We start from the raw sequence: 19392 nt of genomic DNA on the forward strand, positions 1-19392 counted from the left end.
TCTAAGTATATATTCTATCGAATATCAACTTGGCGTTGTTATGCTTTACGCATCGTTAGTTTTTCGTTTTAATTGAAATTTATTCGAGTCATTTTATATGTCTCATCAAAATATTTATAGACGGGCGTATTATGCTTGGTGAACTTGACCTTGCAACAGTCATACTAATGCAAAAATGCTCCTACATCGTAGGGCTAATGAGTTTTATCTATTTGATGCTGACCAATCGCGGCCTGCGCGGTCCTGTCACTCTTGCCGCGGGCTTTGCGGCAATGGCCGTCGGCTCAACGCTTGCCGGATATGGCGAGTGGAAGATATTGTCGCCGGCCTTGTGGCGGTTGGGCAGTATCGTATTCGGTATTGCAGGTTATGCGCTTATCTGGCTTGGTCTGAAAACGTTGAGCGACGGCCGTTTTGTATCGCAGAAAACTCTGCTTGGGACTTGTCTTGTCGTGGTTCTCGGGATTGTCCTCGCGTATGAGGTGGCGGAGAACAATGCGTTGCGCGCTGCGCTGTTCAATGGCTGTGCGGCGCTCGCCTATCTCGGCGCGGCCGTGGTGCTGTTTAGCGGCTGGCGCAAAGAGCCGCTTCTTTCCCGCATCGCGCTGGGCGCGATCACCACCGTCTCGGGGCTGATTTCACTTCTGGTGGTAAAGGGGGTGCTTTCACCCTCTCTCGCCTCCATCAACATCGTCAATGCGTTCTTCCTCATCATTATGCTCAACTTTGCGATTGCCCTGTTCGTGATGGTGCTGGTGGCTGAACGCTCGGAGCGGAAACTGTTGATCCTTGCCAATACGGATCCGCTGACAGGCGTGAAGAACAGGCGCTTCTTCTTTCAGACGATGCCCACAAGGCCTGATCCCACCGATGCGACAATGCTGCTCGATATCGATCACTTCAAATCAATCAACGACCGCTTCGGCCATTCCGTCGGTGACAGCGTCCTGCAGGAAGTGGCAAAGCGGATCGGCGGCAGTATTCGCAGTGGCGACGTGCTGGCCCGCTATGGCGGCGAGGAATTCATCATCTTCCTGCCCGGCGCAGGAAGCCAAAAGGCGTCAATGATAGGCGAGCGCATTCGCAACGCCGTTGCTTTGAAAGAGGTGGACTGCGGCGGGCTGCGTGTCGGTGTGACAATCAGCATCGGCATTGCGACAAGCGGCGAGATACACTGTGATCTCCAGACGCTGGCCGACATGGCCGACCGCGCGCTGTACCGCGCCAAGAGCGAAGGCCGCAACTGCGTCCGGGAAGCACTGGCGGCTTAAAGCCTGCCGTTTCAGATGCTATTCGCTCTCGTTCGATTTTTGGCCCATGTCATGGCCTACCTCTCGCTCACGCTGCCTAAGGGCTTCTTTCAGAAGAATTTCGATCTGCGCGTTAATGCTGCGCAGCTCGTCGCTCGCAGTCTGGCGGACAGCGTTCAAAATCACCGGTTCGATGCGCAGTGGGAAAGCTACACGCATCGGGCCGGGCGGTCGTCCAGTCATGCTTTTACTCCAGATGCGGCTTCAGGAACTGGGTGATCGGCGATGGCGGAGAATTCTCGGGACAGGGAAAAATCGTCATCGGCCTGCGGGTGGAAATGATGTTTTTTTGATACCGGCGTTGGATTGCAGGTGTATTACGCAATGAGAAACGCCGCCAACCTGGTGGTTCGCGGCGTTCATTCAGTTCGTCAGGCTTTCTTGCTGATCTCTTAGTTGAAGTAGCTCTGCAGTGGCTTCACTTCCAGATTGCCGGCCTTCAGCGCCTTGATGGCGAGGGCGGCTGCTTCGGCACCTGCCATCGTCGTGTAATAGGGCACCTTCTGCATCAACGTTGCGCGGCGCAGCGACTTCGAGTCGGAAATCGCCTTGTTGCTGTCGGTGGTGTTGATGACGAGCTGGACCTGACGGTTGCGGATTGCGTCCTCGATATGCGGACGGCCTTCCTGCACCTTGTTGATCTTTTCGGCGTTGATGCCCTTTTCGGCAAGGAAACGCTGGGTGCCGCCGGTGGCCAGCACTCTGAAGCCGCTTTCCACGAGAATGCGGATGGCGGGCAGAACGCCTTCCTTGTCCTCATCACGGACCGAGACGAAGACCGCTCCGGAGCGCGGCAGGTCGACACCTGCGCCGAGCTGGCTCTTGGCGAAGGCGAGCGCGAAATCAGTGTCGAGGCCGATGACTTCACCGGTCGAGCGCATTTCCGGTCCGAGCAGAATGTCGACGCCGGGGAAGCGCGCGAAGGGGAAGACGGCTTCCTTGACGGCAATGTGCTTGAGGTTACGCGGATCGGGCTTCTCGCCATAGGCGGCAATTGCCGGGTCAAGCTTCTCGCCCGCCATGACGCGGGCGGCGATCTTGGCGATCGGCGCGCCGATGGTCTTGGCGACGAAAGGCACGGTACGCGAGGCGCGCGGGTTGACTTCGAGAACGTAGATCGTGCCGTCCTTGATGGCGTACTGGACGTTCATCAGGCCGCCGACCTTGAGCGCCTTGGCAAGCGCCGTCGTCTGGCGCTCCAGTTCGTCGAGCGTTTCCTTGCTGAGCGAACGCGAAGGCAGCGAGCAGGCCGAGTCGCCCGAGTGGATGCCGGCCTCTTCGATGTGCTCCATGATACCGGATACGAAGACGTTTTCGCCATCGCACAGCGCGTCGACGTCCACTTCGACGGCGTTGGTCAGGTAGCTGTCGAACAGAAGCGGGTTCTTGCCGAGCAGGGTGTTGATCTGGCCGGTCTTGTCGTTCGGGTAACGCTGCTTGATGTCCTCGGGTACGAGACCCGGAACCGTGTCGAGCAGGTAGGTCTGGAGCTGGCCTTCCGAATGGATGATCTGCATGGCGCGGCCACCGAGAACGTAGGACGGGCGAACCACCAGCGGGAAGCCGATTTCAGACGCGACGAGGCGGGCCTGCTCGACCGAATAGGCGATGCCGTTGTTCGGTTGGGCGAGATCGAGCTTCATCAGCAGCTTCTGGAAACGGTCACGATCTTCTGCAAGGTCGATCATGTCAGGCGCGGTGCCGAGGATCGGGATCCCGTTCTTTTCCAGCGCTTCGGCAAGCTTCAGCGGGGTCTGGCCACCGAACTGCACGATGACGCCGACCAGCTCACCCTTTTCCTGTTCGGCGCGCATGATCTCGATCACGTCTTCGGCCGTCAGCGGCTCGAAATAGAGACGGTCGGAGGTGTCGTAGTCGGTCGAAACCGTTTCCGGGTTGCAGTTGATCATGATCGCTTCAAAGCCGGCATCCTTCAGCGCGAAGGCGGCGTGGCAGCAGCAATAATCGAACTCGATGCCCTGACCGATACGGTTCGGGCCGCCGCCGAGGATGACGACCTTCTTACGGTCGGAGACCTGCGCTTCAGAGCGGGCGGCGCCGACGAAGGGAATTTCATAGGTCGAATACATGTAGGCGGTCGGCGAGGCGAATTCAGCGGCGCAGGTGTCGATGCGCTTGAAGACCGGGCGGACGTTCAGGCTGTTACGCAGCTCTGCCACTTCCTTCGGGCGCTTGGAGGTCAGGCTGGCGAGGCGGGCATCGGAAAAGCCCATGGCCTTCAGCATCCGCAGGTTTTCGGCGTCCTGTGGCAGGCCGTGCTCGCGGATGCGGGCTTCCGTATCGACGATGGCCTTGAACTGGGCGATGAACCAGGGGTCGATCTTCGAGTTCTCGTGGACTTCTTCTTCGGTCATGCCCATGCGCAGCGCCTGGGCGACCATGCGCAGGCGATCCGGCGTCGGCGTGCCGATGGCAGCACGGATCGCGTTCTTGGAGCCTTCGCCCTCTTCGTAACCGGGAATTTCGATTTCATCGAGACCGGTAAGGCCGGTTTCGAGACCGCGCAGCGCCTTCTGCAGGGATTCCGCAAAGGTACGGCCGATGGCCATGACTTCACCGACCGACTTCATCGCGGTGGTGAGGATCGGCGACGCGCCCGGGAACTTCTCGAAGGCGAAACGCGGGATCTTGGTGACGACGTAGTCGATGGACGGTTCGAACGATGCCGGGGTGGCGCCGCCGGTGATGTCGTTTTCGAGTTCGTCCAGCGTGTAGCCGATGGCCAGTTTGGCGGCGATCTTGGCGATCGGGAAGCCGGTTGCCTTGGAAGCCAGCGCAGAGGAGCGCGACACGCGCGGGTTCATTTCGATGACGACGAGGCGGCCGTCCTTCGGGTTGACGGCGAACTGCACGTTGGAGCCGCCGGTCTCGACGCCGATCTCACGCAGCACCGCAATCGAGGCGTTGCGCATGATCTGGTATTCCTTGTCGGTCAGCGTCAACGCTGGCGCGACAGTGATGGAGTCACCGGTGTGGACGCCCATCGGATCGATGTTTTCGATGGAGCAGATGATGATGCAATTGTCCGCGGTGTCGCGGACGACTTCCATCTCATACTCCTTCCAGCCCAGAACCGATTCTTCGACCAGAACTTCCGTCGTCGGCGAGGCGTCGAGGCCGCCGGAGACGATGTCGAAGAATTCCGAGCGGTTATAGGCAATGCCGCCGCCCGTGCCGCCCAGCGTAAACGACGGGCGGATGATGGCGGGCAGGCCGACATGATCGATGGCCTGGGCGGCAATGGCCATGGCGTGGGCCATGTAACGCTGCTTGCGGTCGGTTTCGCCGAGGTTCCACTGGTTTTCGAGGTCGTCCAGCGCCTTGTCGAGTTCGGGGCCGGAGAGCTTGCCCTTGAGTTCCGCCCGCGCAGCTTCATGCTTCTTGCGGTCGGCATCCTTGATTTCCGTGGCGTTGGCGAGCATCGAGCGCGGGGTTTCAAGGCCGATGCGGGCCATGGCTTCGCGGAAGAGGGCCCGGTCTTCGGCCATGTCGATGGCTTCGGGCTTCGCGCCGATCATTTCGACATTGTAGCGGTCGAGAACGCCCATGCGCTTGAGAGAAAGCGCGGTGTTGAGCGCGGTCTGGCCGCCCATGGTCGGCAGCAGCGCGTCCGGGCGCTCCTTGGCGATGATCTTGGCGACGACCTCAGGGGTGATCGGCTCGACATAGGTTGCATCTGCAAGGCCCGGATCGGTCATGATCGTCGCCGGGTTGGAGTTGACCAGGATGACCCGGTAACCTTCTTCCTTCAGCGCCTTACAGGCTTGCGTGCCGGAGTAATCGAATTCACATGCCTGACCGATAACGATCGGTCCCGCGCCGATGATGAGGATGGACTTGATATCTTGGCGCTTCGGCATGGGCTCTCTCGTTCCGCTTTTCGGTTGCGCAAAACACCGGCCAGGGTGGAAGATCACCGGCCGGGGAGCGCAATTCAAATGTTTTCAGGCTAGAAGCGGCTTATAGGCAAATGTTTTTGAGAACGGAACCCCATAAATTCCGGAATCGACAGAAACTCTTAACGGGCAGGGGCAAGCGCGGTAAAACGGGCCTGTACCGCCGCAGCATAGGAGCGACTGACGGGGATCTCGGAACCGTCCCTTGTCATGAGAAGCAGGCGGCCTGTCTGTTTACGCAGCGCGACGACATCCGTATCGGCAATCCAGTGGGAGCGGTGCACCTGCAAGCCCTGCGTCTCGCCAATCTCCTTCAGCGCATCGGCAAAACGCAAGAGGACGAGTTGACGCCCGCGCGTGGTGACGATTTCGGTATAATGGTCCTGCACTGAGAGCCGCAGCAGTTCGCCACGCTTTTGCGGTGGAATCCGCTCCAGCAGCGGTGCGAGGCCCTTAGCGTGTTTGATGTCTTCGTCTCTGACCTTAGAGGCATTGGCCGTCGTCTCGAACGACTGGCAGGCGGTGAGATAACTCAGCAGGCAGAAGATGGCGCAGAGAGGCAGGGAGGACAGGCTGCTCTGCACAAAGGGGCCGAAACCCATTTCCCTGCCTGAAAAGACCCCGTTTGTGATGGTAAGCAAGAGCCCGATCGGCAAGGCGGCCGTCAGCGAGCCGATCATCATGCGCGCCAGCATATTTTCGATGCGGCCGGCAAGGATGCTGTTGGCGATGATGGAAAAGGATATGGCAAATATCCAGGCGCCGGCCTGAATGATTGTCCAGTAAAGCAACCGGTCGGCGAAGCTCATGGTTTCGCTCGTTCCGAAGGGCCCGGTCACGATGAAGATCGCCAGCACCGCGAGGAATGTCAGCCACAGCCTGCGCGATTGCAGAACGGCGTGCATTTCACGAAGCGTGGACTGCAGATACGGGTGATCCACGAAGTTTTCCTGCTGATGGCGCCAATCCGTTTTTCCTGTCCGCATGTTTCGCCGAAATTGCCGGTGATTTCAACCGAGCCGAAACAGCACCCATGTCATTCCAGCCTCTGTTAGACGCACCGCTTGCCGTGCAATTCCATGTCGCCACCGTCATGCCCGCAGCCATTCTCGGGGCCTTCATCTTCCTGCGTCCCAAGGGAACCGCCATCCACCGGCTGCTCGGCAAGATCTGGGTGATGCTGATGGTTTCGACTTCCATTTCAACCTTCTTCATCCATGAATTGAGGATGTTTTACGGTTTCAGCCCGATCCATCTCCTCTCCGCTTTCACGATATATGGCTGTCTGCAATCGATCTACTTCGCCCGGCGTGGCGATATCAGACGCCATATGCGGATTATGCAGAGCGTTTATCTGGGCGGCATCGTTATTGCGGGAGGATTCACCTTCGTTCCCGGACGCCTCATGAATAAGGTTGCTTTCGGTGGCGGCGGAGCGGGATTTGTGGCCATTTCCGCCGGCGCTCTGGTCTTTGCCTTCCTGTTTCTGACCGTGCTGAAACAAAGACGCAGAGCCGCATGAAAGACTCCGCTGAGCGCCTCTGCTTTCTTCCGGAACAAGATGTATTATAGTGCCGTTATAAGGCAGCTTGTTGAGGCGATAGTCGCCGGGAGAATAGCATGGAATGGAGAGGGCGCCGCCAGTCGGACAATATTGAGGATCGGCGCGGCATGTCGGCGGGGCCGAGTGATCCTTTTTCCCGAGGCGGGATGCGCGTGCCAATCGGGCGTCGCGGCGGCGGTATCGGGATTGGCGGTCTTCTGGTCATTCTGTTGATCAGCTGGGTGCTCGGCATCAACCCACTGACGCTGCTGACCGGCGGCGATCTGTCGATGGATGGCGGCGGTACGACGCAATCGGGGACCCAGCAGTCCGGCACGCGACCACAGGGGCAATCGTCCGACGAGACGACCGCCTTCGTCCGCACCGTTCTTGCCGAGACCGAGGATACGTGGAGCGGCATTTTCCAGTCGGCAGGCGAAACCTATCAGAAGCCGACGCTGGTTCTGTTCTCCGGGCAGGTGTCTTCCGCCTGTGGTTATGCTTCCGCTGCCAGCGGTCCGTTCTATTGCCCGGGCGACCGTAAGGTCTATCTCGATACCAGCTTCTTCAAGGAACTGGACCAGCGTTTCGGCGCGGCTGGCGATTTCGCGCAGGCTTACGTGATTGCTCATGAGGTCGGCCACCACATCCAGAACCTGACCGGCGTTCTGCCTGAGTTCAACCGCCGCCGTCAGTCGATGAGCCAGACGGACGCCAACAAGATGTCGGTGCGTGTGGAGCTTCAGGCGGATTGTTATGCGGGCATCTGGGGCAAATTTACCGAACAGAAGGGCATTCTTGAGACCGGCGACCTTGAGGAAGCCCTGAACGCCGCCCACCAGATCGGCGACGATACGCTGCAGAAGCAGACTCAAGGCTATGTGGTGCCTGATAGCTTCAACCACGGCACCTCGGCGCAGCGCATGGAATGGTTTAAGCGCGGCTTCCAGAGCGGCCGGGTCGAGGACTGCGATACCTTCTCGGCGAATATCTGAGGAGAGGGGGCTTTTCAGCCCCCTTTTCGTTTAGCTCATCAAGAGCGCCACGACATACATGCCGAGGGCGAAGATGGTATGGGCCACGAGGTTGAGGACGCGAACCTTCGTTGGGTTCGGTGTCTTCGATGCGGCCCAGCCAATGCCGAGACCCGGCTGCAGCAGGAACCAGCCTGCGCCCACCGTTATGATGCCGACGACCCACGGCGCTATGAAGGACGGGTTTGCAAACCAGGTGACTGGGACCACCAGGGCAAGAATGACACCATAGAGAATCCCGACGGCGTAATGCGAAATCCAGCCGAGCGCCAGTTCATGCTCGTAGGGTTCAGCCGTGGCGATGCTGTCGTGAAATATCCTGCCTTTCGGCACATGCCAGAACCAGCGGCCGACCGGCGCCCAGTTCGGGGCGGACTGGCCGAAGAACCGGTGCAGTATGATTGCCCATATGTCCATAAACACGGTGCCGCCAATGCCCATGGCAATGCCGCGCCAAATCAGTTCCAGCATGAATCCCTCCGCATGATCATGATCGATCAAGCTCTAGCGGATCGAGTGAATGGCGGGAACCGACTATTAGGAGGGTGGACAAAAAAATGGCCGGATCGCTCCGGCCATGAGGTGAGAAAGGCGTAAGATTTCACCTGCGTCATGCTCGGGCGTGTCGAGCATCTGCGACGTATGTTTTATATGAGACGTGGTTGGGTCCTCGGGGCAAGCCCGAGGATAACGTCGAGAGTGGGTGACGGTTGGCCATGATCCGGTGCTATAACGATCGGCCAATATCCATTCTCCCTTAAGCAGCCCGCCCATATTCCGCCTGCCGCCGCGTAGCCGTGGCGAGCTGGAACTGCGCTAGCAACTCATTCAGCGCCGCCGCTTCCGAGGCGAGGCCATGACTTGCTGCCGTCTGCTCTTCGACCATGGCGGCATTCTGCTGCGTGCCCTGATCGATGGTGTTGATGGCGGTGTTGATTTCCTGGAGGCCGGTCGACTGTTCGCGCGATGCGGTGACGATCGCGTCGATGTGGCGATTGATCTCCTGCACTTCGCGGACGATGGTTTCCAGCGCCTTGCCGGCATTGCCAACGAGTTCGACGCCGGACTGCACCTGCGAGGTGGAGGCGTTGATCAGCGTCTTGATCTCCTTTGCCGCATTGGCGGAACGCTGGGCAAGTTCGCGCACTTCCTGGGCGACCACAGCAAAGCCCTTGCCGGCCTCACCGGCGCGGGCGGCTTCAACACCGGCGTTGAGCGCGAGCAGGTTGGTCTGGAAGGCGATCTCGTCGATCACGCCGATGATGTTGCTGATCTCGGACGATGATTTTTCGATGCCTTCCATGGCGCGCACGGCATCCTCCACGATGACGCCGGACTGTTCGGCATTGCCGCGGGCGCGGTCGACCAGACGGCCGACTTCTTCCGCACGGCGGGCGGAATCCTTGACAGTCGTGGTGATTTCCTCAAGCGCCGCCGCCGTTTCTTCGACGGAGGCTGCCTGCTGTTCGGTGCGTCGCGCCAGATCGTCGGCTGACTGGCGAATTTCGCCGGCGCCGGCATCGATCGCAAGCGCGTTCTGTCCGACGGTGCTGAGCGCAGCATTCAGCTTCGCAACGGAATTGTTGAAGTCGTCGCGCAGGCGATCGATGCGGGACACAAACGGCGTATCGATACGATAATTGAGATCGCCGTTGGAGAGATGAGCAAGACCCTTTGCCAGTGAATCGACTGCAAACTGAATATCGGCCGCGTCTTTTGCTGCCAGTCTTTCCCGCTCGTTACGCTCCTGTTCGGAAAGTGTGCGGTTCTGTTCGGCGTCCCCTTCGAGTCGCAGGCGTTCCATGGCGTTCGAGCGGAACACGGCAACGGCCGCAGCCATGGAGCCGATCTGATCGGTGCGTTCCTGGCCAGGAATGGCGACCTCGAGATTGCCGGCAGCCAGGCCTTCCATGGCGGAGGTCATCTGCGTTACCGGGCGAACGATGAAGCGGGAGAGCACGGTCGCCAGCAGGCCGATCATGATCGTAGCGGCGAGAATGGTGGCGATGGTGGCGGCCATGCGGAACTGCCCGATGGCGCCATAGGCAACATCGGAATCAACAACAAAGCCAAGATACCAATCGACCGAAGGCAGGCCGGCAACGGGAATGAAACTGGTGATTTTGCCCTTGCCGTCGATTTCCGTCTGGGAAATTGCAGAAGAAATCACCGGCGTATCGACTTTGAAGAGATCGGTCAGCGGCTTGTCGACGAATTTTGCATCGGGATGGATGAGAATCTTGCCATCCTTGCTGACCAGGAAGGCGTAACCGTCCTTGCCGGCATCCACTGACGTGATCATCTTGACCAGGGAGTCGAGCGAGAAGTCGCTGCCGGTCACACCAGCAAGCTTGCCGTCGACGGAGACCGGAATGGCAGCCGTGATGATGAGGCCGCCGGTGGAGGCGTCGTTATAAGGCTCGGTCAGCACCGTCTTGCCGGCTTTCACCGCATCCAGGTACCACGGGCGCTTGCGCGGGTCGTAGCCTTCCGGCAGCGGTGTCTTCGGGAAGGTGGTGAAGGTGCCGGTTTCCGCATTGCCAAAATAGGTGGACATGAATTGCGCGGTCAGCACCTCATTCTCCAGAAACTGCAGCTTCGCACCGTCCTCGGGAAGCTTGGCAAGCGTCTTTGCCACGGTTTCCGTCAGCATGATGCGGCCATTCAGCCAATTCGCGATGCTCTGGGCGGCCTGCTTGCCGGAAGAATCGATATTTTCCGCCACCGCTTCGGTGGTGACCCGATGCTGAAGGCTGTCGATATAATACGAAAAGCCCGCAAAGGCGGCGACGACAAGAGATGACGCGGCAACCAGAATGCGCGTCATAAGATTGGTTTTCTTTGGCAAGCTACAGATCCTTGAAGCCCGATGCACCGATAAGGTCATCTTGAACAATGGTTGGGGAAACATGCCTCGAAGGCGGGAATATTCTGCGTCATGCAGCTTATGATTTTAGAAGAACTATTCGATGTTCTAATGGATAAAGGCGAATGGTAAAATTCGACTAAACTTGTGTTTGGCGAGGGCTCGTATTGCGAATTTGTCGAGCCTTTTCAGAACTGCGTAATTTTTAACCATGCACTGCTGCCGGTTGCATGCAGACAGCGATTATTTTATTCATCCTCGTGCTGCCGTTGCGCAAATCGCGGGCAACGGCCAATGTTCGGGTGAATTACAATGTCTTCGTCGGTTGTTGCAGGAACCGTTCCTTCCGGATCGGGGTCGTGGTTTTCTCATTTCAAGGCTACGCTTGTTCTCGGGATTCCGCTTATCGGCGCGCAGCTCGCGCAGCTTGGCATCCATACCACCGATATGGTGATCGTCGGTCAGCTGGGTGCAGAGAAGCTGGCGGCCATGGTGCTGGCCGGGCAGTTTTTCTTTGTCGTCTTCATTTTTGGCTCGGGCTTCTCCGTTGCCGTCGTACCCATGGTGGCCCAGGCTTACGGGCAGGGTGATGCAACGTCTGCGCGCCGCTCTTTGCGCATGGGCATGTGGGTGGCCATTGCCTATTGGCTGCTGGCGCTGCCGATCTTCATGAATGCAGAGCGCATTCTGGTTGCGCTTGGGCAGAATGCCAACGTAGCGGCACTGACCGGCCATTATCTCGCCATCGCCAAGTTCGGCCTTCTGCCGGCGCTGCTGTTTTATGTGCTGCGCGGCCTTGTCAGCGCCATCGGCCGCGCAGGCATCATTCTTTATGTCACCATCATCATGCTGGTGATGAATGGTATACTCGCCTATGCTCTTGTGTTCGGGCATTTCGGGCTGCCGGCCATGGGCATGAATGGCGCGGCCGTGGTTGCGGTCATCGTCAACGCCTTCAGCTTCATCTTCATCGTGGCTTATGTGCAGACGCGCGAGGAAACGAAGAAATACGAGCTGTTCGTGCGTTTCTGGCGGCCTGATTGGCACGCGCTTTTCGAAGTGCTGCGTCTTGGCCTGCCGATCAGCATCACCATTCTTGCCGAGGTGACCCTGTTTGCGGCCGCCTCTATCCTGATGGGGCAGATCGGCACGGTGCAGCTTGCGGCGCACGGCATCGCCCTGCAGCTCGCCTCCATCGCCTTCATGATCCCGCTCGGCCTTTCGCAGGCAGCGACCGTTCGCGTCGGCGTGGCGCGGGGCCAGGGGGACTTCAAGAACCTCATCCGCGCTTCGATCATGATTTACGCCATCGCCTGTGGCATCGCCCTGTGCGGTGGCATCCTGTTTGCGGCGGTGCCGGAATTTCTGGCGAAGTGGTTCCTTGATCCCAAACTTCCGGAAGCTGCGGAAGTGCTCGCTTATGCGAGCAGCCTGGTGGTGATTGCCGGCATCTTCCAGCTTGTCGATGGCATTCAGGCCGTCACGGCAGGCCTGCTGCGCGGGTTGAAGGATGCGCGTATACCGGCGATGCTGGCGCTGATCTCCTATTGGCCGATTGGGCTGGCGCTTGCCTGGACCATGGCTTTTCCGCTCGGTTTCGGCGGGCGCGGTGTCTGGTTCGGCTTTGTGATCGGTCTTTCGACAGCCGCCGTTCTTCTTACCATCCGCTTCGTGCTGCTTGTGAAGCGTGAAATGAAAACGGCCCGCTGAGAAGCGGGCCGCATGTAACGTCCGGATTGGAAAAGTATCAGCGCTCGGCGAGCGCTGCCTCGCCCTTCTTTTCACGCAGCAGATTGACGAAGCGGCGGAAGAGATAGTGGCTGTCCTGCGGGCCCGGCGATGCTTCCGGGTGGTGCTGGACGGAGAACACCGGCTTGCCGGTGATGCGCAGGCCGCAATTGGTACCGTCGAACAGCGAGATGTGGGTCTCTTCGACGCCCTCGGGCAGCGACTTGGTATCCACCGCAAAGCCGTGGTTCATCGAAACGATTTCCACCTTGCCGGTCGTGAAGTCCTTGACCGGATGGTTCGCGCCATGGTGGCCCTGATGCATCTTTTCGGTCTTTGCGCCAACCGCAAGGCCGAGCATCTGGTGGCCGAGGCAGATGCCGAAGATCGGCAGGTCGGTCTTGATGAGGTTCTGGATAACGGGAACGGCATATTCGCCCGTCGCGGCCGGGTCTCCGGGGCCGTTGGACAGGAACACGCCATCCGGCTTCAGCGCCATGATGTCTTCGGCCGAAGTCTGGGCCGGAACGACCGTGACCTTGCAATCGAGACCGGCAAACAGGCGCAGGATGTTGCGCTTGACGCCAAAATCGACGCAGACGACGTGATACTTGGCATCGGTTTCGCCGAGCGTGCCGTAACCCTTGTTCCAGACCCACGGCGTTTCAGCCCAGGTGGAAGACTGGCCGGAGGTGGCTTCTATGGCGAGGTCGAGGCCGACGAGGCCGCTCCATGCCTTGGCTTCCGCCTTCAGCGCTTCGATGTCGAAGACGCCGTTCGGATCATGGGCGATAACCGCGTTCGGGGCACCGTTTTCGCGAATCCATGCCGTCAGGGCGCGGGTGTCTATGCCGCAGAGGCCGATGACGCCGCGGGCCTTCAGCCAGGCATCCAGATGCTTGACGGCACGGAAGTTCGAGGGGTCGGTGATGTCGGCCTTGAAGATGACGCCGACGGCGCCGCGGCGCGCGGCGGGCGTCAGGTCTTCGATATCTTCTTCATTGGTGCCGACATTGCCGATATGCGGGAAGGTGAAGGTAACGATCTGGCCGAGATAGGAAGGGTCGGTGAGGATTTCCTCGTAACCCGTGAGCGCCGTGTTGAAGCAGACCTCGGCCTGAACCTTGCCGGTTGCGCCTATGCCTGTTCCTTCAATCACCGTGCCATCGGCAAGAACAAGCATTGCGGTCGGTTTGCGGGTAGTCCAGGGCGCTGTCTCGGTCATCTCGTTCCGTTTCTGCCGCTTCGCACCCCGCCTCTTGAAAGGCAGGGGGTAAGGGGCCATTTTTGTCGCAGGCTTCGTGACATAAAGGGGCGCGCGATAAAGCTCGCGTTCCGACCCTTCGTTAAAATCTCGTGCAGGTGCCGGAAAATAACGAAAGCAGCCCAAACGGTCAACCGCAGGGCCAAGATTTACGCGGAATTAAACCACCGTATATTCAAGGCCTTATGCATTTGATTTGCTTGAGCGTGTCGGCTCGTTTATGTCGTTTCGCAAAATGAGGTGGAAAGTTTCCGTATCGAGAAGCTGCGGAAAGCGCTTTCCCAAGGAGAAGAAAAATGATGCGCGACACGTTCGCAAACGCTTTGAAGGACGCATTGAAGGCTCGTGATGCACGCCGCACCTCGACCGTGCGTCTCATCCAGACGGCCATCAAGGATCGCGATATCGCCAACCGCGGCGTGGGCAAGGACCCCGTCAGTGATGAAGATATCATGCAAATTCTGACCAAGATGGTGAAGCAGCGGGAAGAATCCGCCAGCATCTATGAAGGTGCGGGCCGTCCCGAACTTGCCGCTCAGGAGCGCGAAGAAATCGTCATCATCAAGGAATTCATGCCGGAAGAAATTCCGGCCGAGAAGGTGCGCGAACTTTGCCAGGCCGTCATCGCCGAAACCGGTGCTTCCGGCCTGCGTGACATGGGCAAATGCATGAATGCGCTGAAGGAACGTTATCCCGGTCAGATCGACTTTGCGAAGGCCTCCGGCGTCGTGAAGGATTTGCTGAAGTAAATTCGGCAATGCCAAAAAAGTAAAGGCAGGGCAGATGTGGGCTGCCCTGCCTTTTTCTGTCGACGAAACGGCATTCCGGCGGATCAGAATGCTCTCGAGCGCAGGCTTTTTCGGGGGACGTGCCTGCGGGCGTCGGCAGATTTCTGCGATTTCGTTACTTTGACTGTGACTATGTTTTTACATCGCGCGGACGGACTGCTCAAATTACAAAAACATAATTTTTAGTGATGATGCAGCGCCACAAATTTGCCCAAAGCGGGCGCAAAGAGCTTTGCCAGCTTTTTGCGCCACCCTGTGAATATCGGGTATTGTGGCTGTGAACTGGTTCATAGGCTTGGTGCTGGCGCCATTCTGCGCTTATATGAAAGACTGGCCTCGAACAGGTAACCCATGCGCTTTTCCAACTCTTTCCTTGATGAGATACGCGACCGCGTGAACATCTCCGATGTGATCGGCAGACGCGTGTCCTGGGACAAGAAGAAGACCAATTCGCCGCGGGGGGATTATTGGGCCTGCTGCCCGTTCCATGGCGAAAAAAGCCCGAGCTTTCACTGTGAGGACCGCAAGGGGCGGTATCATTGCTTTGGTTGCGGCGTTTCCGGCGATCATTTCCGCTTTCTGACCGAGCTTGAGGGCTTAAGTTTCCCGGAAGCCGTGCAGCAGATCGCCGATATGGCCGGCATTTCAATGCCGCAGCCCGATCCGCAGGCGGAGAAGCGGGAGCGTGAGCGCACCTCTCTGCAGGACGTCATGGAAATGGCGACGCTGTTCTTTCAGGATCAGCTGCAAACGGCGCTCGGCGCTCGGGCTCGGGCTTATCTGCGCGATCGCGGGCTGACCGGGCGCACCATCGAGACTTTTCGGCTGGGTTATGCGCCTGACAGTCGAAACGCGCTGAAGGAGCATCTTGCAAGCAGGGGTGTTTCCAAGGAGCAGATGGAAGCCTGCGGGCTGGTGGTCCATGAAAACGTGCCGGTTTCCTATGACCGTTTTCGCGACCGCATCATGTTCCCGATCCTGTCCTCGCGGGAAAAGGTGATTGCCTTCGGCGGCCGCGCCATGGCTTCGGATGCGGTGGCGAAATATCTCAATTCCAACGAGACCGAGCTCTTTCACAAGGGCAATGTTCTCTATAATTTCGCCCGTGCACGTCGGGCCTCACAGGCGGCGGGCGGCACGGTCATTGCCGTCGAAGGCTATATGGATGTCATCGCGCTTTATCAGGCGGGCGTCGAAAATGCCGTCGCACCGCTCGGCACTGCCTTGACCGAAAGCCAGCTCGATCTGCTCTGGAAGATGTCGCCGCAGCCGATCCTCTGCTTCGATGGCGACGGCGCCGGCATTCGCGCCGCCAACCGTGCCGCTGATCTCGCCTTGCCACATATCAAGCCGGATCGCTCCGTCAGCTTCGCGCTTCTGCCCGACGGCAAGGATCCGGATGATCTCGTGCGTCTGGAGGGTAGGGCGCCTTTCGACCGCGTTCTTTCCGAGGCAAAGCCGCTGGCCGCGATGATCTGGAGCCGCGAGACCTCAGGCGTTACTTTCGATACGCCGGAAAAGCGTGCCCAGCTTGAGAGTCGCCTGCGGCAGATCGTGGCCGTTATTGGTGACGAGACGGTGCGGCGCTTCTATCAACAGGACATGCGTGACAGGCTGAATGCCTTCTTCCAGCCGCGCTTTCAGGCAGGCGGGCAGCAGGGTGGCAATTTCCGCCGCAATGGCGCACAGGCGCCGGGGCGTGGCTTTCAGCGCAACGCACCGGGCCGGGGTGGGGCTATGGCGGCACCTGCCAGCAGTATCTCGGAACGGCTGGCGCAATCCGGCCTCGTCAGGGGTTATCAGACCAAGCCGTCGCTTCGGGAAAGCGTTCTGGCCATCACCATCGTCAACCATCCCGAACTGCTTCTCGAGGAATATGACGAGATCGCCGCGATCGACTATGAGAACCGTGACCTGCAACGCCTGTGGTCTACGGTTCTGACCTACGCGGCCGAAAATGCGGCTGCGATATCGCGGGCGGGGCTGATCGAGCGCCTGTCGCAGCAGGGCTTCGACGTGCTGCTGAAAACCATGGATCAGCAGGTGCGCAATGCCCGTCTGTGGACGGCGACCGGCGAGGCGGCGATGGAGGATGCACGGGAAGGTTACGTGCAGGCGCTTTCCCTGCACAAAAGGACAAAGTCGCTCCTCTGGCAGAAAAAGGAGCTGGAGCGCGAAATTGCCGAGGCGACGGATGATGAGCGCGGCACCCTTCTGGTGCGCGCGCTTGCCGAGGTTCAGCTGGAGATCGGCCGAATGGAAAATCAGGAGGCCATCATCGATGGTTTCGGGGTCATGTCCGGCCGGGTGAAGGGACCGGCCGTCGGTCATGGATGATCGTCGCGGCAAGAATTGAAAGGTGTGTGGGGTTGCCTTTTGCGGCAGGCGTCCTAAATAGGGGATAGTCTGGTGATAATTCGCAAAATGCGGCTCTTTTTAAGAATTTCCGTGGCTGTCTCGCCTTCAAAGGCTTGACGGGGCGGGAAATAGCGGGAATCACCAATTCAGGAAAAGTAAGGTGGAATGAGCCTTGGCGGATAGAAATTGCATGAGCAAGCATTTCCGGGTGCACTGTCCTTGCATTCTGCCTGAGGCTGCCGTGGTTAATCGGCAATTAAAGATCACTCCGTTAGGTGTCTGACAGTGATTCGCGGCAATGCGCCGGATGCTCAAGGGGCGGACGGCGATGCGGCGGAACAGGTGTTAGCGTCAGGGAAAGCGACGAGATAGATGGCAACCAAAGTCAAAGAAAACGAAGAAGCAGAAAACGAACGCGACGGTGCGACGGACGGCCCGCTTCTCGACCTTTCGGATGACGCGGTCAAGAAAATGATCAAGGCCGCCAAGAAGCGCGGCTATGTGACGATGGACGAGCTGAATTCCGTCCTGCCGTCCGAAGAGGTGACCTCCGAGCAGATCGAAGACACGATGGCGATGCTGTCCGACATGGGCATCAACGTGATCGAGGACGAGGATGCCGAGGAAGCCGCCGGTGGCGATGACGACGGCGATTCCGATGGTGACGATTCCGAGGGTGGCGAACTTGCGCCTTCCAGCGGCACCGCGCTTGCGACCGCCAAGAAGAAAGAACCAACCGACCGCACCGACGACCCCGTGCGCATGTATCTGCGCGAGATGGGTTCTGTCGAGCTTCTGTCGCGCGAAGGCGAAATCGCCATCGCCAAGCGCATCGAGGCTGGCCGCGAGACGATGATTTCGGGCCTGTGCGAAAGCCCGCTGACGTTCCAGGCGCTGATCATCTGGCGCGACGAACTCAACGAAGGCACCACGCTGCTGCGCGAGATCATCGATCTCGAAACGACCTATTCCGGCCCGGAAGCCAAGGCTGCGCCGCAGTTCCAGAGCCCGGAAAAGATCGAGGCCGACCGCAAGGCCGCCGAAGAAAAGGAAAAGACCCGCAAGCTGCGTGCTCCGACCGGTGACGAGGATGTCACCGATGTTGGTGGTGACGGCCTGCCGCCGGAAGAGGAAGAAGAGGACGACGACGAGTCCAATCTTTCCCTTGCCGCGATGGAAGCCGAACTGCGTCCGCAGGTCATGGAAACGCTCGACACCATTGCCGACACCTACAAGAAGCTGCGCAAGCTTCAGGATCAGCAGGTGGAAGCGCGTCTGGCCTGCACCGGTACGCTCTCTTCCGGCCAGGAGCGCCGTTACAAGGAATTGAAGGATCAGCTGATCACGGCCGTGAAGTCGCTTTCGCTGAACCAGAACCGCATCGACAGCCTTGTCGAGCAGCTCTACGACATTTCAAAGCGTCTGATGCAGAACGAAGGCCGGCTGCTGCGCCTTGCGGAATCCTATGGCGTCAAGCGCGACAGCTTCCTCGAGCAGTATCACGGTGCGGAACTCGATCCGAACTGGATGAAGTCGATCGCCAATCTGGCCGCCCGCGGCTGGAAGGAATTCGCGCGCGAAGAAAGCAACACGATCCGGGAAATCCGCCAGGAGATCCAGAACCTCTCCACGGAAACCGGCATTTCCATCGCCGAATTCCGTCGCATCGTTTCGATGGTGCAGAAGGGTGAGCGCGAAGCGCGCATCGCCAAGAAGGAGATGGTCGAGGCCAACCTGCGTCTCGTGATCTCGATTGCGAAGAAGTACACGAATCGTGGTCTGCAGTTCCTCGATCTCATTCAGGAAGGCAATATCGGCCTGATGAAGGCGGTGGACAAGTTTGAATACCGTCGCGGTTACAAGTTCTCGACCTATGCGACATGGTGGATCAGACAGGCGATCACCCGCTCGATTGCTGACCAGGCCCGCACGATCCGTATTCCGGTGCACATGATCGAAACGATCAACAAGATCGTTCGCACCTCGCGCCAGATGCTGCACGAGATTGGCCGCGAGCCGACCCCGGAAGAGCTGGCCGAAAAGCTGGCCATGCCGCTGGAAAAGGTGCGCAAGGTTCTGAAGATCGCCAAGGAGCCGATCTCGCTCGAAACCCCCGTGGGTGACGAAGAGGATTCGCATCTCGGTGACTTCATCGAGGACAAGAACGCGCTGCTGCCGATCGACGCCGCCATTCAGGCGAACCTGCGCGAAACGACCACCCGCGTATTGGCCTCGCTGACACCGCGTGAGGAACGTGTTCTGCGCATGCGCTTCGGCATCGGCATGAACACTGACCATACGCTGGAAGAGGTCGGCCAGCAGTTCTCGGTCACGCGCGAACGTATTCGCCAGATCGAGGCGAAGGCGCTGCGCAAGCTGAAGCACCCAAGCCGCTCAAGAAAGCTCCGCAGCTTCCTCGACAGCTAAGCTTTTGCTTCCTTTAAAATTGAACCCGGTCAGTCAGCTCTGGCCGGGTTTTTGTTTTCCGCACTGGCGAACTCTGCGACAAGCCTTATGTGTGAGGCAGGCGATCCGCTTCCGCTGGATATGTCCGGGTTCGATTTGGTTCGGTAAGATGCAACAG

At 59.0% G+C, this 19392-nt stretch carries 13 protein-coding genes; 7 read left to right on the forward strand and 6 right to left on the reverse strand.

The features are described 5' to 3' along the window. Window positions 1–131 precede the first annotated feature (131 nt). Window positions 132–1271, forward strand: a complete 1140-nt coding sequence (locus K7A42_RS23000; RefSeq protein WP_282455942.1) for a GGDEF domain-containing protein — start codon at window positions 132–134, stop codon at window positions 1269–1271. An 18-nt stretch (window positions 1272–1289) separates the two neighbouring features. On the opposite strand, the gene K7A42_RS23005 is transcribed toward K7A42_RS23000, so the two are convergent. The 3 genes from K7A42_RS23005 to K7A42_RS23015 form a co-directional block, all read right to left on the reverse strand. Then, entirely contained in the window at window positions 1290–1493 is a 204-nt protein-coding gene (locus K7A42_RS23005; protein WP_006699640.1) for a hypothetical protein, read from the reverse strand. A 209-nt stretch (window positions 1494–1702) separates the two neighbouring features. Then, the gene (carB, locus tag K7A42_RS23010; RefSeq protein WP_107339153.1) at window positions 1703–5191 is read right to left on the reverse strand and encodes a carbamoyl-phosphate synthase large subunit; all 3489 of its coding nucleotides are present in this window, start codon (window positions 5189–5191) and stop codon (window positions 1703–1705) included. Between the two features lie 158 nt (window positions 5192–5349). Continuing rightward, complete coding sequence (locus K7A42_RS23015; protein WP_244455582.1) at window positions 5350–6168, reverse strand: LytTR family DNA-binding domain-containing protein; 819 nt, start codon at window positions 6166–6168, stop codon at window positions 5350–5352. A gap of 92 nt (window positions 6169–6260) precedes the next feature. On the opposite strand from K7A42_RS23015, the gene K7A42_RS23020 reads away from it, so the two are divergent. Then, window positions 6261–6749 carry a DUF2306 domain-containing protein gene (locus K7A42_RS23020; RefSeq protein ID WP_035209300.1) on the forward strand — a complete coding sequence of 163 codons (489 nt, stop codon included), beginning with the start codon at window positions 6261–6263 and terminating at the stop codon, window positions 6747–6749. 98 nt (window positions 6750–6847) lie between these two features. Next, a complete protein-coding gene (locus K7A42_RS23025) occupies window positions 6848–7765 on the forward strand; it encodes a neutral zinc metallopeptidase (RefSeq protein ID WP_004442894.1) in 918 nt (305 codons plus the stop codon). A gap of 30 nt (window positions 7766–7795) precedes the next feature. On the opposite strand, the gene K7A42_RS23030 is transcribed toward K7A42_RS23025, so the two are convergent. Together K7A42_RS23030 and K7A42_RS23035 are read right to left on the reverse strand one after the other, a co-directional pair. Beyond that, window positions 7796–8275: a DUF2938 domain-containing protein gene (locus tag K7A42_RS23030; protein WP_107339155.1), complete on the reverse strand. Its 480-nt coding sequence runs from the start codon at window positions 8273–8275 to the stop codon at window positions 7796–7798. A gap of 286 nt (window positions 8276–8561) precedes the next feature. Further along, on the reverse strand, window positions 8562–10652 hold the full coding sequence (locus K7A42_RS23035; RefSeq protein WP_077987414.1) for a methyl-accepting chemotaxis protein: 2091 nt from the start codon (window positions 10650–10652) through the stop codon (window positions 8562–8564). A 330-nt stretch (window positions 10653–10982) separates the two neighbouring features. On the opposite strand from K7A42_RS23035, the gene K7A42_RS23040 reads away from it, so the two are divergent. Then, window positions 10983–12380, forward strand: coding sequence for an MATE family efflux transporter (locus tag K7A42_RS23040; protein ID WP_142184914.1), 1398 nt, complete (start codon window positions 10983–10985; stop codon window positions 12378–12380). Window positions 12381–12417: 37 nt separating this feature from the next. On the opposite strand, the gene carA is transcribed toward K7A42_RS23040, so the two are convergent. Continuing rightward, entirely contained in the window at window positions 12418–13623 is a 1206-nt protein-coding gene (gene carA / locus K7A42_RS23045; RefSeq protein WP_137068851.1) for a glutamine-hydrolyzing carbamoyl-phosphate synthase small subunit, read from the reverse strand. A gap of 338 nt (window positions 13624–13961) precedes the next feature. Between carA and K7A42_RS23050 the strand changes: the two genes are divergently transcribed. From K7A42_RS23050 to rpoD, 3 genes are all read left to right on the forward strand, one after another. Next, a complete protein-coding gene (locus K7A42_RS23050) occupies window positions 13962–14411 on the forward strand; it encodes a GatB/YqeY domain-containing protein (RefSeq protein WP_004442886.1) in 450 nt (149 codons plus the stop codon). A 390-nt stretch (window positions 14412–14801) separates the two neighbouring features. After that, window positions 14802–16787, forward strand: a complete 1986-nt coding sequence (gene dnaG, locus K7A42_RS23055; RefSeq protein WP_282455943.1) for a DNA primase — start codon at window positions 14802–14804, stop codon at window positions 16785–16787. 393 nt (window positions 16788–17180) lie between these two features. Beyond that, window positions 17181–19235, forward strand: a complete 2055-nt coding sequence (rpoD, locus tag K7A42_RS23060; RefSeq protein ID WP_004442883.1) for an RNA polymerase sigma factor RpoD — start codon at window positions 17181–17183, stop codon at window positions 19233–19235. Window positions 19236–19392 lie beyond the last annotated feature (157 nt).

Origin of the sequence: Agrobacterium sp. InxBP2 (genome assembly GCF_026191755.1) — a bacterium.
Taxonomy (GTDB): Bacteria; Pseudomonadota; Alphaproteobacteria; order Rhizobiales; family Rhizobiaceae; genus Agrobacterium; species Agrobacterium pusense.